The following is a 15,937-nucleotide window of genomic DNA, read 5'->3' as shown; positions in this document are numbered from 1 at the left end:
ATACCGTCCGCCATGCCTCGTCTTTCCCGCACCATCGCGATGCTCGCCGCGCCCGCGCTGCTGGCGCTGGTGCTCGCTGCCTGTTCGCCCCTGGCCACCCTCAATGCGCTCACGCCCGCCGGCGATGTCCAGCGGACCGCGGGACTGGCCTACGGCGACGGGCCGCGCCAGCAGCTCGATGTGTACCGGCCCGGCAAGCTGGCCATGAGGGGAACCCCGGGAACCCCGGGAGCACTGCAAGCACCGGGTGCGGCGCCGGTAGTCGTGTTTTTCTATGGCGGCAACTGGGTGTCCGGCCAGCGTGACGATTATGCGTTCATCGGCCGCGCCCTGGCGGCGCGCGGCATCGTCACCGTGGTGGCCGATTACCGGCTGTACCCGCAGGTGCGCTATCCCGATTTTCTGACCGACGCGGCGCAGGCCGTGGCGTGGGCCAGGCGCCACGCGGCGCAGTATGGCGGCGATCCGCAGCGGCTGTTCGTCATGGGCCACAGCGCCGGCGCCTACAACGCCGCCATGGTGGCGCTCGATCCGCGCTGGCTGGCGGCGCAGGGCATGACGCCGGCCGTGCTGCGCGGCTGGATCGGCCTGGCCGGTCCTTACGACTTCCTGCCGATCGAAAACACCACCACCAGACCGGTATTCCACTTTCCGGATACGCCGCCCGATTCGCAACCGATCCGCCACGTCTCGCCGCAGTCGCCGCCGGCGCTGCTGATTGCCGCCCGCAGCGACGACCTGGTCGACCCGCAGCGCAACACCGGCCACCTGGCCCAGGCGCTGCGCGCGCAGCAGGTGCCGGTGCAGGAACGGTATTACGACCGCGTCAGCCACACCACGCTGATCGGCTCCATCGCCGCTCCGCTGCGCTGGCTGGCGCCGACGCTCGATGATGTGGCAGCGTACGTGCTGGCTGCCCCAACGGCACAGGCGCAGGGCGGCGAACGGTCTGCCGCGCGGCGCTGAACCGCGCCGCCGCGCCGGATTGGCGGCCCGTTACCCCGCCACCGCCTGCCACACCAGCCACACATTGGCTGCCGAGATCACCACGAACAGCAGCCACGCCAGCGCCGTCGTCCACCACGCGTTGACGAAGTCGCCCATGATGCGGCGTTGCGCGGTCAGGCGGATCAGCGGGTACATGGCGAATGGCAGCTGCAGACTCAGGACCACCTGGCTCAGCACCAGCAGCTTGCCCACCGAATGTTCGCCCAGCGTCAGCACGCCGATCATGGCCGGCACCAGCGCCAGGCCGCGCGTGATCAGCCGGCGCTGCCAGCACGGGATTTTCAGTTTCAAAAAGCCTTCCATGATCACCTGGCCGGCGATGGTGCCGGTAAAGGTGGAACTCTGGCCGGACGCCAGCAGCGCCAGGCCGAACAGGATGGCCGCAAACGCCGTGCCGGCCACCGGGGCCAACAGCTGGTAGGCGTCGTCGATGTCGAGTATCCGCGTGTTGCCCGGCTGGTAGAAGGCGGCAGCAGCCACCACCAGGATGGCGCCGTTGATAAGCAGGGCCAGCAGAAGCGAGAGGATGGTGTCGATGCGCGCCAGGCCGATCGCTTCCTGTCGTGCGGCCGGCGTGGGCGCCACGACCCGCGTTTGCACCACCGACGAATGCAGGTACAGGTTGTGCGGCATGACGGTCGCGCCGAGGATGCCGATGGCCAGGTACAGCGGTTCGCGCTGGGCCAGCGTCTCCATCGACGGCAGCAGGCCGGCCGCCACGGCGCGCCAGTCGGGATGGACGAACACCAGTTCGGCCACCAGGCACACGGCCACCGTCTGGATCAGGCCCAGCACGATGGCCTCGATCTGGCGGAACCCCTTGCCTTTCAGGCCCAGGATGATCAGGGTGTCGAGCGCCGTCAGCGCCACGCCCACCGGCAGCGAGACACCCAGCAGCAGCTTGAACGCCAGCGCGCAGCCGAGCACCTCGGCCAGGTCGCAGGCGATGATCGAGATTTCGGCGAAGCCCCACAGCGTTTTGGCCACCGGCGGCTTGTATTGTTCGCGGCAATGCACGGCCAGGTCCTTGCCGGTGACGATGCCCAGGCGCATGCTCAGGCATTGCAGCACGATGGCGGCCAGGCTCGACAGCACCACCACGTACAGCAGCTGGTAGCCGAACTGCGAGCCGCCCTGGATCGCCGTGGCCCAGTTGCCCGGGTCCATATAGCCGACCGACACCAGCAGGCCGGGGCCGGCAAAGCGCAGGACTTTCTTCCAGTAGGGATCGCCCGCCGCGACCGCGACGGTACCGGCGACTTCGGACGGGCAGAACGGCGCGGTGGCCGTGGTGGGGAGCTTGAACGGCAGTGCGAACATGGACATGGGGAAGGGCGGATCGGGGCCGCGCCCCGACCCGGACAAGCTTGGTTATTCGGCGGCGCTGTCGTTGCCGTGGCACTTCTTGTACTTCTTGCCGCTGCCGCAAGGGCATTCGTCGTTGCGGCCCACTTTCGGTTCGTCGCGCTTGACGGTTTCCACGGCGGCCTTGCGGCGCGGCACCCAGAACTTGTGGATGGCCGGCAGGTTCGCTTCCAGTTCCAGCGCCAGTTTATGGGCCTTGACCGGGTCTTCCACCAGCGGCAGTTCGTCTTCCTCGATCTCGTCGGCGCCGAGCAGGTAGATCGGTTTCATCAGCTCCGGCGCTTCGGTGAAGATGGCGTCCCAGGAGCCGGGACGCAGGTCCATGCCTTCCCAGAAGCCCCAGCACCAGGCTTCGGCGTCGATCAGGGTCTGGCCTTCGTGCTCGTGCTCGACGAACAGCGCTTCGAACTCCTTCGGCGCCACTTCAAACGTGACCAGCACCTCGTTCATGAAGCGCGTGATCAGGCCGAGGATGCGTTCCTCTTCCTTGGCGTGCTTGAAGGTCGGAATGTCGGTGTCTTCCTTGCCCCAGACTTTTTTCAGCCATTCGACCGGCATGATGGTTTCGGGGCCGATCGCAATCGCGGTCAGGTAGCCGTGCAGCATGTCCATCGTCATCGCATCCTCGGGGCTGCGGTCGGACAGCAGGAAACTGTCGAGTTCGTCGAATTCTTTGTCGCTCAGGGGCTGGTCGAGTTGCATTTTTTATCTTTCTGCTGCTTTTACTGGGAAGGCGTCAGTATACACGCCGCGCCACGTACAATGACAGCATGAACCAGCATACCCCACACTACGACGACGATGACGAGGCTGCCGATGCTGCTGCCGATGCGCGCGCTGCCGCGCTGGCTGCCGCCATGGCGGACGCGCACGACACCACCCCTGCCAGCGCCGTCACTGCGCCGCACCCGTACGCCGCCCTCAACCCCGCCTGCGTGCTCGATGCGCTCGAGAGCATCGGCCTGCGCGGCGATGGCCGCCTGCTGGCGCTCAACAGCTACGAAAACCGCGTCTACCAGGTCGGTATCGAGGACGGCCAGCCGCTGGTGGCCAAGTTCTACCGGCCCGGCCGCTGGAGCGACGCCGCCATCCTCGAAGAACACGCGTTCACCGAGGAACTGGCCGCGCGCGAAATCCCGGTGGTGCCGGCGCTGGCCGTGCACGGCGCCACGCTGCATCACCACGACGGGTTTCGCTTTGCCGTGTTCGCGCGCCACGGCGGCCGCGCGCCCGAGCTCGATGCGCCCGACGTGCTCGAATGGACCGGCCGCTTCATCGCCCGCATCCACGCGGTGGGCGCGATCAGGCCGTATGTGCACCGGCCCGCGCTCGATCTCGCCAGCTTCGGTACCGAGCCGTGCGAATTCCTGCAATCGCATCGCTTCATCCCGGCCGACCTGGCCGAGGCGTATGCCAGCATTGCGCAGCAGGCGCTCGACGGCGTGCGCCGCAGTTACGACCGGGCAGGGGCCTTGCCGCAGCTGCGGCTGCACGGCGATTGCCACGGCGGCAACGTGCTGTGGACTGACGCCGGGCCGCACTTCGTCGATTTCGACGACAGCCGCATGGGACCGGCCATCCAGGACCTGTGGATGATGTTGTCGGGCACGCGCGCCGAGCAGGTGCGCCAGATGACCGACATCCTGGCCGGCTACGAAGACTTCTGCGCATTCGAGCCGCGCCAGCTGCACCTGGTCGAGGCGCTGCGCACGCTGCGCCTGATCCATTATTCGGCCTGGCTGGCCCGGCGCTGGGACGACCCGGCGTTCCCGGTGGCGTTCCCGTGGTTTAACACGCAACAGTACTGGCAGGACCGCATCCTCGAGCTGCGCGAGCAGGTGGCGCTGATGGACGAGCCGCCGCTGCCGATCTAACGGCCGAAATAGCGGGTTTTTCCCGCTCTGCTTGCCCATCGGCCGGCGCGCGCGCTGGCCGATAATGACGGTTCAGAAGTCCCGGTGTGGATCGGGGCATATCGTCAGCGAGAACTCTCATGCAAGCACAATCGGCCACCAGCGAAGACCACCGCGTCGAACATGACGGCGCCAGCTTCACGTCCCTGTCCGAGGCGCTGCCCAAGGTGAGCGTGCGCGACGAACCGGCGCCGGCCCTCAACGCCCCGCGCGCGGCCATGGAGATGAAGGCGATCCAGGAAGCGATTGCGCGCGTGGAAGCCGAGGCGAAAGCGGCGTGCGCTGCCGAAAACCGCGCCCACGCCGAGTCGCGCGCCCGTGCGCTGGCCGAGGACCGCGCCGCCATGGACGCTGCCGCTGCGGCCGCCGCCCAGCAAAACGCCCAAGCCTCGGAAGAGGCGATTGCCGCCAACCGCGACCGTCTCGAATCGCTGCGCGCGGCCGCCCAGGCCAGCGTGGCCCGGCTGGACGCGGTCAAGCAGGAAACGGCCGAACTGCGCGCCCGCGTGGAGGCGGATAACCTGATCCGCCAGGCCGCCGAACAGCGCGCCCGCGCCGAAAACGAAAGCCGCAAGCGCGCCTCCGAGCAGATCGCTGTCGAATCGGCGCTTGCCGCGCAGGCCGCGCGCGCCGCCGACGAACTCGAAGTGGAAACCGAACAGGCGCGCCTGCAGGCGGTCGAACGTGTCGCCGCCGTGCAGGCCGCCAAGGAGCAGGTGGTCGGCATCGCCAGCGCAGACGCCCGCATGGCCACGCTGGCGCGCGAGCGCGAGCGCCATGCCCACGCCGCCCGCCAGACCGCGCAGATGCTGGCCGACGCCGAAGCCGAGGCGCTGGACCTGACCGTGCAGCGCGAGCGCGCCGACAAGATCGCGCTGGAGTCGGCCTTCAACCGCGCTGCCGCCGAGGTGCGCGCGCTGGAAGAGGCGCGCGCGCTGGCCCACCTGGAGCAGGAGCGCGAACAGATCGCGCTGGCCAAGGCCGAATCCGAGCGCAGCGCCGCTCAGTCGCTGCACCTGCGCCTGCAAACCGAAAAGGAAATCCGCGACACCGCGCTGCACCGCGAGCGCCTGGAAATGGTGGCTGCCGCCAGCGCCCAGGCGCGCCGCGAAGCGGACGCGCGCATCCTGGCCGCCACCGAAGCGCGCATCGATGCCGACAACCAGCTGCGCGCCGTGGCGCTGGCCCGGGTGCAGGCCGAGCAGGAAGCGGAAATCGACACCCACGCCAGGGTCGAAGCGGAAGCGGCGGCGCTGGACCAGGCCAGGTTGCGCCAGGCCAGCGACGCGGGCGCCGCCGAAGCAGCGCGCCAGGAAGCGCAGGAACACCAGCGCGCCGCCGCACTGGCCGACGAACGCGCGGCACTGGTGCGCACCGCAGCCGAACTGGCTGCCCGCCAGAACCGCGCAGAACAGGAAGAAGCGGCGGCGCTGGCGCAGCAGGTCGAAGCGCAGGCCGATACCCACGAAGTGGCGCTGCAACGCGCCGCCCAGGCCCAGGCCGTGCTGCACGCCGAACGGCAGCGCGCACTCGACGAACAGCAGGCCCTGGCTGCGCTGCGCGCCCGGCTGGCAGCCGAGCAGGGCGCGCAGGAAGCGGCACGCCAGCGCATCGCTGCCGAACAGGAGCACACCGAAGCACTGCAACAGCAGCAGGCGGCCGAACAGCGGCTGGCGGCAGCTGCCGACGCCGAGGCGCAGGCGGCGCGCCAGCTGGCGGCGCAAGTGTCGCTGGAAGCGGACCAGAAGGCCGTTGCCGCCAGCGCCCTGGCAGCGCAGGCGCGGCTGGCCGTGGAACTGGGCGCCGTGCACGCCGAGCGCGCGCGCGTGGAGCAGGAAAAGGCGGCTGCCGCCCAGGCCTTGCTGGAAGCGGAACAGGCGTTCGTGATCGCCGAGCGCGATGCGCTGGCGCTGATCAACCAGAAACTGACCCAGCAGCGGATCGCCAATGCGTCGGAAGTGCGGGCGTCGCAGGCCATTGCCGGCCGGCTGGAAGCGGAACAGGCGGTGGCCGAAGCGGCGCGCCAGCGCGCCGAGCAGGAAGAGGCAGCGGCGGCGGCAGCGATCGACAAGGCCAACGCCCAGCGCGCCCTGCTCGACGCAGCGCGCGCCCACGCCGCCATGCAGCGCAAGGTGGCCGACACCACGGCGGCCATGACGGCCGCCAAGCAGCAGATGCTGGCACTGGAAACGCGCCGCTACGGCGCGGCGCAAAAGGTGCTGGCCAAACTGACCGTGACCGAAGGTGCGATGGTGGAGACGCTCGACGCCGCGCGCGCCCGCAAGGAAGCGCGTCAGGCCCAGCCGGAACAGGCTGCGTGGCACGCCTGCTAGAAAAACAGGTTCGCGCCTGCGCGCCAATGACGGCATCGGACCTCACATCCGTCATCCCCGCGCAGGCGGGGATCCGATTCGGTTACTGCTGTACCGTCACCTTGGTCACAAAATACTCGCTCTCGCCGAAACACTGGGTCGGCACACCGCGGTGCTGGGCGTAGCCGAGCACCACGCGCTTGCCGATGGCGGCCGACAACTGCTTGGCCACGGCGTCGTCACGGGTACTGAAGAAGAATTTCTCGGGGATTGCCCCCGGCATCGAGGTCAGCAGGATTTCGCCTTCCCAGGTCTTGCAGAACCAGCCCACGCGCGAAAACTTTTGCAGGAAGCCGGCCCGCTCGCCGTCCGAATACGAGACGTTCAGCATGGTCCAGGTGTAGGCCGCAAAGGCCAGCATGGCGACGATCACCAGGCCGATAAAGTACAGCAGTACGCGCTTCGATTTCATGGTTGGACAGTCAAGTTAAACTGGTTGGGATCTTATCACGCAGCGTGGCGCCGTTTGTACCGGATCGACGACCATAGCGAGATCAGGATGAACGCGACGCCGGACAGGCCGGTGAACCACTCAGGAATATGGTATTTCACGCTGGCGAGCATGATCAGCGCCAGGATGCCGATCGCGTAGTGGGCGCCATGCTCGAGGTACACATATTCGTCCAGCGTACCCTTGTGCACCAGGAACACGGTCAGCGAGCGCACGAACATGGCGCCGATCGCCAGGCCCAGCATGATAATGACCACGTCCTTGGTGATGGCAAAAGCGCCGATCACGCCGTCGAAGCTGAACGACGCGTCCAGCACTTCCAGGTACAAAAAGCCGCCGATGCTGCCGCGCGCCACCGTGGCCACCACGGCGCCTGCACCGGCGCCGGACGGCTGGGCGTCATCGGTTTCCACGCCCGCGGGCGGATCCTGCTCCAGCAGCTCGGACAGCCAGGAAACGGCCAGATAGACCACCACGCCGACCACGCCGGCCGTCAGTACGCTGAGCTGGTCCTGCGCCGGGACCATGCTCATGCAGGCGAACACGCCCGCCAGGGTGAGCAGCACGGCCAGCCCGCCGGTGCCGATGGCGCCGAGTTTTTCCTCGATCCAGCCCAGCCAGTGGTGCTCCTTGTCTTCGTCGAACAGGAAGTTGAGAAACACCAGCAGCAGAAACGCGCCGCCGAAGGCCGCGACCTGGGCATGGGCCTCGGTCAGGTGGCGCGAATACTCGTCCGGGGTGGTGGTGGCCATGGTCCAGACATCGAACAGGCCCAGGCCGGTGGCGACCGAAACGATCAGCAGCGGGAACACCAGCCGCATGCCGAACACGGCGACCAGGATGCCGACCGTCAGGAACAGCTTGCGCCAGAACTCGCTCCAGTGGCGCAGCACCGAGGCATTGACCACCGCATTGTCGAACGACAGCGACACCTCCATCACCCCCAGCACCGCGCAGATCCACAGCGCGGAGAGCAGGCCGGCGCTGCCGCCGTGGTTGTAACCCCACCAGCCGGCCAGGGCCATGAGGACGAAAGTGACTACGAAGGAAACGCCGAAATGACGCATATTGTTCTTCTTGGGAGGTGAGGGATGACCGATTTTAGCCGACTTGTAGATTGTTTGGCATCATGGCTGGGCCGTGGCGTGCGCTTCTGCCATAATTGCGCCACAAAAATTATTGCTCCACAAAATCAAAGGATTACCGATGGACCTCGCTTACCTGCTCACCCCCCTGATCACCTGGATCACCGTCGGTCCGATCAAGTTCCTGATCAACAGCGCCAGGGCCCGCAAATGGGCCTTCAACCTGGTTGGTAACGGCGGCTTTCCCAGTAATCACAGCGCGGTGGTGTCCAGCATGGCGACCCTGATTGCGCTGCGCGAAGGCATCGGCCACCCCGCGTTCGGGGTGGCGGTCACGCTGTGCTTCATCGTCATCATCGATGCCAACAGCCTGCGCCAGCACGTGGGCAGGCAGGCCGCCGCCATCAACCGGCTGGCCGGCGACGACGGCGGCCACACGCGGCTGCGCGAGCGGATGGGCCATACGCTGGTGGAAATCGCCGGCGGCCTGTGCACGGGCATCGCGGTTGCCCACCTGATTTACCACTTCTTCGGCCGCTGATCAGCGGCTGTCCGGGACAGCCGGCAACGCGGCCACCAGCGGGCCGGTTTCGGCGGCTGCCTCCGTTCATCCCCGTATTTGGCAATTCAGCCACAAATTTTGCCGTCTGTCGCAGGTGGATTGACCACTATCGGTCACTCGTGGATACTTTGCGCGCTAACGTCTGACCACAATATCAATACCACGTTGTCCATCTCCGGAGATTCATTTATGTTGCGCAAAACCCTGCTCGCTATCGCCGTCGCTACAGCCTTGGCGGGGTGTCACAAACCAGACGAGGATGCCCAGAAAAAGGAAGAAGCCGCCAAGGCCGCCGGCATGCCCTTGCAGGTGGCCAGCGAAGATACGCTGGTGGTGCAGTCGAGCGCGCTGGCTTCCGGCCCGGTCGTCACCGGCTCGATCCAGCCCGAACGCCGCGCCGACCTGCGCGCCGAAGTCAGCGCCATCGTGCTGCAGGTCCTCAAGGAAAACGGCGAGCCGGTCAAAAAGGGTGACGTGCTGCTGCGCCTGGACGAGACCTCGATCCGCGACAACGTCAGTTCGGCCGAGGAAGCCGCGCGCGCCGCGCAGCAGTCGCTGGACCAGACCCAGCGCATGCTCGAACGGCAGACCACGCTGCGCTCGTCGGGCATGGTGTCGTCGCAGGCGCTGGAAGACGTGGAACTGCGCCGCAATACGGCGCAAAGCGAGCTGGCCGCCGCCAAGTCGCGCCTGGTGACCGCGCGCCAGCAGCTGGGCCGCACCGTGGTGCGCGCCCCGTTCGACGGCATCGTCAGCGAGCGCAAGGTGTCGAGCGGCGACACCGCCCAGGTGGGCAAGGAGCTGGTGAAAGTGATCGATCCGGCCAGCATGCGCTTCGAAGGCATGGTCTCGGCCGACAAGATCGGCGTGGTCAAGGTAGGCCAGCCGGTGCTGTTCCGCGTCAACGGCTACCCGGGCCAGAACTTTGCCGGCACCGTCAAGCGCGTCGATCCGGCTGCCAACGCCGTTACCCGCCAGGTGGAAGTGCTGGTGGCGTTTGCCGGCGCAGCGCAGCCGCGGGTAGCCGGCCTGTACGCGGAAGGGCGCATCGAATCGCAGGCCAATGCTGCGCTGACCGTGCCGCAGTCGTCGCTGGTGCAGGCCGGCGACGTCAACTATGTGTGGCGCGTCAAGAATGGCGTGATGAGCAAGGCGATGCTGACCATCGGCACCCGCGACGAGCGCACCGGTAACTGGCAGGTACTGTCGGGCCTGGCCGCCGGCGACACCATCATGCGCGTGCCCGGCTCGAACTTCAAGGATGGGCAGAAAGTATCGTTCATCGCGCCGAAAGTCGCCAAGCCTGCCCAGGCCATTGCATCCGCCCCTGTTGCCGCCGTGGCAGACAAGAAGGAATAAGCCGCCATGTTCTTATCCAATTTCAGTGTCAAGAAGCCGGTCGCCACGATCGTGCTGATCGTGGCCATGATGTGCCTGGGCCTGATGGCCCTGTCCAAGCTGCGGGTCAACCAGAACCCGGACGTGGAAATCCCGTTCATCATCGTCAGCATTCCGTACCCGGGCGCGTCGCCGGAAACGGTCGAGCGCGAGATCATCAACCGCCTGGAAAAATCGTTCCAGTCGATTACCGGCGCGACCGAGACCAATTCCACCGCGTCCGAAGGCTCGGCGCGCATCATGATCAAGTTTAGCTTCAGCAAGAACCTGATCGAGGCGTCCGATGAAATCCGCAACGCCATCGCGTCGGTGCGCTACAAGCTGCCGGTCGAGATGCGCGAACCGATCTTGCAGCGCATCGATACCTCGGCCCAGCCGGTGATGCAGCTGGCGCTGTCGTCCAAGGTGCAAAGCCATTCGGCGATTTCGCGCCTGGCCGAGGACAAGCTGGCCGACCGCTTCCGCGGCATCGACGGCGTGGCCTCGGTCAATGTCGACGGCTCGCTCCGGCGCGAACTGAGCGTGCTGCTCAAGGCGGAAAAGCTGCGCGAATACAATGTCTCGGTGGGCGACGTGGTCAACGCACTGCGCAACCAGAACACCAACGCGCCGGTGGGCAAGGTGCGCGGCGACCTTGACGAAAAAAGCATCCGCCTGGTCGGCCGCATCGAGCGGCCCGAGGAATTCCAGCAGGTGGTGGTCAAGCGCAATGGCGACGAGCTGGTGCGCCTGGCCCAGGTGGCCACCATCGAGGACGGCTTCGCCGAAATGAGTTCGCTCAGCGTGCGGTCCGGTAATCCCAACGTCGGCATCTCGATTTCGCGCTCGCGCGACGCCTCCACCGTCTCGGTGGCGCATGCAGTGCGCAAGCTCACGGCCGAGATCAACAAGGAACTGCCGAAGGGCACCCAGCTCGAAATCACCCAGGATGGCGGTGAAGACGCCGAGTCCAGCCTCAACAACGTGATCGAAGCACTGGTGTTCGGCGCCGGGCTGACCATTTTCGTCGTGTACGCGTTCCTGAACTCGTGGCGCTCGACGCTGATCACAGCGCTGTCGCTGCCGACGTCGGTGCTGGCGGCCTTCATCGGCGTCTGGCTGTGCGGCTTCACGCTCAACTTCATGACCTTGCTCGGCCTGTCGCTGGCGATCGGCGTGCTGATCGACGACGCCATCGTGGTGCGGGAAAATATCGTGCGCCACATGCAGATGGGCGCCGACCGCCGCACGGCGGCGCTCAAGGGCACGGCCGAAATCGGCATGGCCGTCGCTGCCACCACGTTCTCGATCATGGCCGTGTTCATCCCGGTCGCGTTCATGCCGGGCATAACCGGCGAGTGGTTCCGGCCGTTCGCGCTGACCGTCACCTGCTCGGTGGCCGTCTCGCTGCTGATCTCGTTCACGCTGGATCCGATGCTGTCGGCTTTCTGGGGCGACCCGCCCGACCACCACACGGCGCCGCGCAAGGGGTTCAGCCGCGTGCTCGAACGCTTCAATATCTGGTTCGACCACCAGGCCGACCGCTACGGCCGCATCATCGCCTGGGCGCTGCGCCACCGCATGGCCATGGGCATCATCGCCTTCCTGATGTTTGCCGGCGCCATCGCCTTGCAGGTGACCAAGGGCGGTTCGAGCTTCCTGCCGGCGTCCGACTTCGGCACCATCGCCATCGATGTGCGCTCGCCGTCGTCGTCCAGCCTCGAGTATTCGCGCCTGAAACTGCAGAACGCGGTCGATATCGCCTTTACCATCAAGGAAACCAAGCAGACCAATGCTTACGTGAACGTCACGGGCGGCAAGATCTACGTGGACCTGGGCAAGAAGCACGAGCGCAACCGGTCCTCGGCCGAGGTGGCCAAGGAGCTGCGCGAGAAGCTGTCCGGCCTGGTCGGCGCCGAATACACGGTGCAGGACGACCTGGCCAACGGCGGCGGCAAGCCGGTGCAGATCGAATTTACCGGCACCGATTCGCGCAAGCTGATGGAACTGACCAGCGACTACATGGAGCGTCTGCGCAAGGTGCCCGGTGCGGTCGATGTCACGCTGTCGGAGCAGGATCCGAAGGACGAGCTGCAGATCGTGCTCAACCGCGGCCTGGCCAACTCGATGGGGATTGCTGCCGGCGACGCTGCGCAGGCGCTGCGCGTGGCCTTTGCTGGCATCGAGGTCGGCGACTGGGTCGATCCGACCGGCGAATCGCGCGACGTGGCCGTCCGCCTGGCGCCGGAAGACCGCGCCAGCGCGGAAAATATCGAGCGCCTGCCGATTGCCGTGGTGGGCACCAACCAGATGGTGCCGCTCGACCAGATTGCCACCGTCACCATGGGCAAGGGACCGTCCACCATCAAGCACAAGGACGGCAAGCGCGTGATCACCGTCACCGCCAACGCCCAGGGCCGTTCGCCGGGCGAGGTGACCAACGACGCCAAGGCGCTGGCCAAGTCGATCGACTTCCCGCCCGGCTACGGCCTGTCGGTGGGCGGCGCCGGCAAGGACATGCAGGAAGTGTTCGGCGCCATGGCCATCGCGCTGCTGGCCGGCGTGGGCCTGATGTACCTGATCCTGGTGATGCAGTTCGGTTCCTTCATGGCGCCGATCGGCGTGATGCTGTCGCTGCCGCTGTCGCTGATCGGCGTGGTGGTGGGCCTGCTGGTGACCGGCAGCACGCTCAACCTGATGAGTCTGATCGGCGTGATCATGCTGATGGGACTGGTTGCGAAGAACGCCATCCTGCTGCTGGAAGCGGCCCGCACCCGCGAGGAAGAGGGCCACAGCCGCGAAGATGCGCTGATGTACGCGGGCCGCATGCGCCTGCGCCCGATCCTGATGACCACGTTTGCGCTGATTGCCGGCATGCTGCCGGTGGCGCTGGCCTTGGGCGAGGGCGGCGAGTTCTACCGGCCGATGGCGGTGGCCATCATCGGCGGCACCATCACGTCCACCTTGCTGACCTTGCTGATGGTGCCGACCTTCTACGACAGCATCGAGATCAAGCGCGAAAACCTCGGCCGCAAGTTCCAGCGCCGCAGCGCCTACTGGACCGCGCGCGCCGGCGCCATGGGACTGCCGCTGGCGGTGCTGATCACGGCCATCGAGATCGTGCTGTTCCTGACGCTGGCGCGCTTCGTCTACCGCACGGTGCTGATGCTCGGACGTTTCGTGGCCAGCGGCACGCGCAAGCAGCCGCCGACCGATCACGGCGATTACAGCAAGAAGGTGGCCTAGCAAGTGAGGTAGCAAGGTCAGGCAAAAAAGGGGCTGCGGCCCCTTTTTTTCGTTCCCGATGCAGAGCATCTGTTCGGTTTCAAGCAGAAAATTAGGGGTCTTCCTCTAGTTTGTTGACTTTCGTGTGCGGACTGCCATCGGGTAAGCTGCTGGCCTTCCAGCACCTTGTCGCCGAGACCGGCAGCTACGGCGCGGGAACCTGACAACCCGATAATAAAGAGACGAACTATGCAACGTAAGTTACTTCCCCTGGTGATCGCTGCCGCCGTCGGCGCGCTCTCGTTCAACGCCCACGCTTCCGGTTACCGTTTCGGCTCGCAAAGCGTGTCGGCGCAAGGCACGGCCGACGCCAGCGGCGCCGAAGCCAACGACCCGTCGACCATCTTCTACAATGCGGCAGGCCTGTCGCGCCTGGACGGCAACCAGATCAGCGCCGGCGCCACCTTCGTCGTGCCGCATTCGAGCTATACCGACACCGGCTCGACCCGCTTCGTGGGCTTGCCGACCGGTGGCGGCAATCCGTCCGACTACGTGCCGTCGGTGAAAACCGCGCCGTCGATTTATGCCAGCAGCAAGATCAACGACCAGTGGACCGCCGGTATCGGCCTGTTCGTCCCTTACGGCGCCAAGCTCGACTACGGTAACAACTGGACCGGCCGCTATGCGCTGACTGACGTGATGCTCAAGTCGGTGACGCTCAATCCCTCGCTGTCGTTCAAGCTCAACGAGCACCATGCTTTCGGTATCGGCATCTCGGCCGAGTACATGAAGGCCGAGCTGGGCCAGGGCGTCGATGTGCTGGGCACGGTGGCCCAGCTGCAGTCGCCGGCGTTTGCCGCGCAGCGCGCAGCACTGGTGAGCCAGATCGTCGCGGCCGGCGGCAATCCGGCCAAGCTGGCCACCGCCGGTGACGGCCATGGTTCGAACAGCGTGAAGGACTGGGGCTATGGCTTCAACCTCGGCTACCTGTTCACGCTCGACGAGAACACCCGCTTCGGCCTGTCGTACCGCTCGTCGATCGCGCACAAGATGAAGGGCAGCACGGTGTGGGACTTCTCGCAGTCCACCGACGATAAGGTCGTCAACGGCGCCCTCAGCGTCGCCTCGAACCGCGTCAACTCGGCCGCGCTGGTCAAGCTGCGCACGCCGGAAACCGTGGCAGCCAACGTGTACCACAAGTTCGACAGCAAGTGGGCCGGCATGGCCGACGTCACCTGGTCGCGCCATAACCGCCTGGGCGACCTGCTGATCGAATTCCCCGGCACGCCGGAAGGCGCCGAAGTGATCCGCCAGCAATGGAAGAACACCGTGCGCGTGGCCCTGGGCGGCACCTATGCCTACAGCGACAGCCTGACCCTGCGCGCCGGCGTGGCCCACGACGAGTCGCCGGTGCAAAGCGCCGAGCTGCGTCACCCGGCGCTGCCGGACAGCGACCGCATGCAGTATTCGCTCGGCGCCCAGTGGAAACTGGACGACCGCTCGTCGATCGATGTCGCTTACAGCTACCTGGACTTCAAGGATGCGCCGCTGAACTACACCAACCAGTGCACCACGCTGTCGCGCACCTGCACCGGTAACGGAGAGACCACGCGTGGCGTGTCGCAGACCCATATCTCGCTGCTGGGCCTGTCGTACAACTACAAGTTCTGAGCCGTGCGCGGCTGAGGTACACCAGCGTCCTGCGGGTCTGTTGCCGGCATCCCCGCCTCGCGCGGGCGACGCTGGCGGGCTGATCGACCAGGCCGCTGTCCTTTCGTCGCATCGCTCGACGCTATGAGCCTTGAGCCCTGATCGCTGCAGGGCTCTTTTTTTGCCCGTTGGCGGGCCTTGCGTGCACTGGCCGAAATGCCGGGCGGGGAGGGGAGACTGCCAGCGCCTGCCATGCCCGCGCTATTGGCCGGACCGGGGCGGCGTGCCCGAGCCCGCGGTCCCGCCGGTGCCAGATCCCGTACCAGTGCTGCCCGTGCCGCTGCCCGACCCGCTACTGCCGCTGCCGCCCGATCCCGTAGTGCCGCTGTTACCCGCGCCAGTGCCGCCGGCGCCCGATCCCGTACCACTGCTGCCGGAGCCAGTGCCGCCGCCACTGCTGCCGCTGCTGCCCGAGCCAGCGCCGCTGCTGCTGCCCGAACCGGTGCCGGTTCCCATACCGCTGCTGCCTGCGCTGCTCCCAGTGGCGCTTCCTCCGGCGGCGCCGCTGCCGGTGCCGGAGCTGCCCGAGCCGGCGCCGGCGTTGCCGGAGCCGCTGGTATCGGCGCCGCTGGTGCCGCTGCCGCTGGTGCCGCCGCCAGTGGTGCTGCCGGTACTACTGCTGCCGCTGCCGGGCGTGGCGGTGCTGTCTGGCGTGGGGCTGCCGGACGGGGTGGGGGTGGCCGATTCGGGGGTGGCCGTGGGGCTGGCCGGCTGGTCGGCCGGCCGGCGGTCGCAGGCGGCCAGCAAGGCGGCGCCGAGCGCCGCGCCGCACACGATCCTGGAGAAAGCAGACAGGGAGGTCATGATTTTTCCTTTCAAAAAAAGCAATGGAAAAATTTAGACCGGCGCCGCGTGGGCGCGTTCCCTGT

General features: G+C 66.8%; 12 protein-coding genes. 8 read left to right on the top strand and 4 right to left on the bottom strand.

The window, feature by feature from the left end:
* The first annotated feature begins 12 nt into the window (after positions 1–12).
* Positions 13–966, top strand: coding sequence for an alpha/beta hydrolase (locus tag ASF61_RS07225; RefSeq protein WP_056153240.1), 954 nt, complete (start codon positions 13–15; stop codon positions 964–966).
* Positions 967–996: 30 nt separating this feature from the next.
* On the opposite strand, the gene ASF61_RS07220 is transcribed toward ASF61_RS07225, so the two are convergent.
* A complete protein-coding gene (locus ASF61_RS07220; protein ID WP_056153299.1) occupies positions 997–2,328 on the bottom strand; it encodes an Nramp family divalent metal transporter in 1,332 nt (443 codons plus the stop codon).
* 51 nt (positions 2,329–2,379) lie between these two features.
* Positions 2,380–3,075, bottom strand: a complete 696-nt coding sequence (locus tag ASF61_RS07215; RefSeq protein ID WP_056153237.1) for a UPF0149 family protein — start codon at positions 3,073–3,075, stop codon at positions 2,380–2,382.
* Between the two features lie 68 nt (positions 3,076–3,143).
* Here ASF61_RS07215 and ASF61_RS07210 point away from each other — a divergent pair, with 68 nt between their 5' ends.
* Both ASF61_RS07210 and ASF61_RS07205 read left to right on the top strand, forming a co-directional pair.
* Positions 3,144–4,247 (top strand): serine/threonine protein kinase, encoded by a 1,104-nt coding sequence (locus tag ASF61_RS07210; RefSeq protein WP_056153234.1) that lies wholly within the window; start codon positions 3,144–3,146, stop codon positions 4,245–4,247.
* Between the two features lie 119 nt (positions 4,248–4,366).
* Positions 4,367–6,619: a hypothetical protein gene (locus ASF61_RS07205; RefSeq protein ID WP_056153232.1), complete on the top strand. Its 2,253-nt coding sequence runs from the start codon at positions 4,367–4,369 to the stop codon at positions 6,617–6,619.
* A gap of 82 nt (positions 6,620–6,701) precedes the next feature.
* Here the strand turns inward: ASF61_RS07205 and ASF61_RS07200 are convergent, their stop codons facing one another.
* Together ASF61_RS07200 and ASF61_RS07195 are read right to left on the bottom strand one after the other, a co-directional pair.
* Positions 6,702–7,070 (bottom strand): hypothetical protein, encoded by a 369-nt coding sequence (locus ASF61_RS07200; RefSeq protein ID WP_056153229.1) that lies wholly within the window; start codon positions 7,068–7,070, stop codon positions 6,702–6,704.
* Positions 7,071–7,105: 35 nt separating this feature from the next.
* Positions 7,106–8,176, bottom strand: coding sequence for a DUF475 domain-containing protein (locus tag ASF61_RS07195; protein WP_056153225.1), 1,071 nt, complete (start codon positions 8,174–8,176; stop codon positions 7,106–7,108).
* Positions 8,177–8,315: 139 nt separating this feature from the next.
* Between ASF61_RS07195 and ASF61_RS07190 the strand changes: the two genes are divergently transcribed.
* The 5 genes from ASF61_RS07190 (at position 8,316) to ASF61_RS23185 (ending at position 15,909) form a co-directional block, all read left to right on the top strand.
* A complete protein-coding gene (locus ASF61_RS07190; protein ID WP_056153223.1) occupies positions 8,316–8,735 on the top strand; it encodes a divergent PAP2 family protein in 420 nt (139 codons plus the stop codon).
* 210 nt (positions 8,736–8,945) lie between these two features.
* Positions 8,946–10,115: an efflux RND transporter periplasmic adaptor subunit gene (locus ASF61_RS07185; RefSeq protein ID WP_056153220.1), complete on the top strand. Its 1,170-nt coding sequence runs from the start codon at positions 8,946–8,948 to the stop codon at positions 10,113–10,115.
* Between the two features lie 6 nt (positions 10,116–10,121).
* The gene (locus ASF61_RS07180; protein WP_056153217.1) at positions 10,122–13,379 is read left to right on the top strand and encodes an efflux RND transporter permease subunit; all 3,258 of its coding nucleotides are present in this window, start codon (positions 10,122–10,124) and stop codon (positions 13,377–13,379) included.
* 228 nt (positions 13,380–13,607) lie between these two features.
* Positions 13,608–15,029: an OmpP1/FadL family transporter gene (locus ASF61_RS07175; protein WP_056153215.1), complete on the top strand. Its 1,422-nt coding sequence runs from the start codon at positions 13,608–13,610 to the stop codon at positions 15,027–15,029.
* 286 nt (positions 15,030–15,315) lie between these two features.
* Positions 15,316–15,909, top strand: a complete 594-nt coding sequence (locus tag ASF61_RS23185; protein ID WP_156369490.1) for a hypothetical protein — start codon at positions 15,316–15,318, stop codon at positions 15,907–15,909.
* The last annotated feature ends 28 nt before the right edge of the window (positions 15,910–15,937 follow it).

It is taken from the genome of Duganella sp. Leaf126, from assembly GCF_001423125.1.
Lineage (GTDB): Bacteria > Pseudomonadota > Gammaproteobacteria > Burkholderiales > Burkholderiaceae_D > Rugamonas.
This window is presented reverse-complemented; position numbering and strand designations above follow the sequence as displayed.

What these genes read in the sequence shown, in the direction of transcription:
- ASF61_RS07220 (WP_056153299.1), bottom strand. Translation starts at nt 2,328, where the DNA reads ATGTTCGCACTGCCGTTCAAGCTCCCCACCACGGCCACCGCGCCGTTC.
- ASF61_RS07175 (WP_056153215.1), top strand. Translation starts at nt 13,608, where the DNA reads ATGCAACGTAAGTTACTTCCCCTGGTGATCGCTGCCGCCGTCGGCGCG.
- ASF61_RS07190 (WP_056153223.1), top strand. Translation starts at nt 8,316, where the DNA reads ATGGACCTCGCTTACCTGCTCACCCCCCTGATCACCTGGATCACCGTC.
- ASF61_RS07205 (WP_056153232.1), top strand. Translation starts at nt 4,367, where the DNA reads ATGCAAGCACAATCGGCCACCAGCGAAGACCACCGCGTCGAACATGAC.
- ASF61_RS07210 (WP_056153234.1), top strand. Translation starts at nt 3,144, where the DNA reads ATGAACCAGCATACCCCACACTACGACGACGATGACGAGGCTGCCGAT.
- ASF61_RS07185 (WP_056153220.1), top strand. Translation starts at nt 8,946, where the DNA reads ATGTTGCGCAAAACCCTGCTCGCTATCGCCGTCGCTACAGCCTTGGCG.
- ASF61_RS07225 (WP_056153240.1), top strand. Translation starts at nt 13, where the DNA reads ATGCCTCGTCTTTCCCGCACCATCGCGATGCTCGCCGCGCCCGCGCTG.
- ASF61_RS07200 (WP_056153229.1), bottom strand. Translation starts at nt 7,070, where the DNA reads ATGAAATCGAAGCGCGTACTGCTGTACTTTATCGGCCTGGTGATCGTC.
- ASF61_RS07215 (WP_056153237.1), bottom strand. Translation starts at nt 3,075, where the DNA reads ATGCAACTCGACCAGCCCCTGAGCGACAAAGAATTCGACGAACTCGAC.
- ASF61_RS07180 (WP_056153217.1), top strand. Translation starts at nt 10,122, where the DNA reads ATGTTCTTATCCAATTTCAGTGTCAAGAAGCCGGTCGCCACGATCGTG.
- ASF61_RS07195 (WP_056153225.1), bottom strand. Translation starts at nt 8,176, where the DNA reads ATGCGTCATTTCGGCGTTTCCTTCGTAGTCACTTTCGTCCTCATGGCC.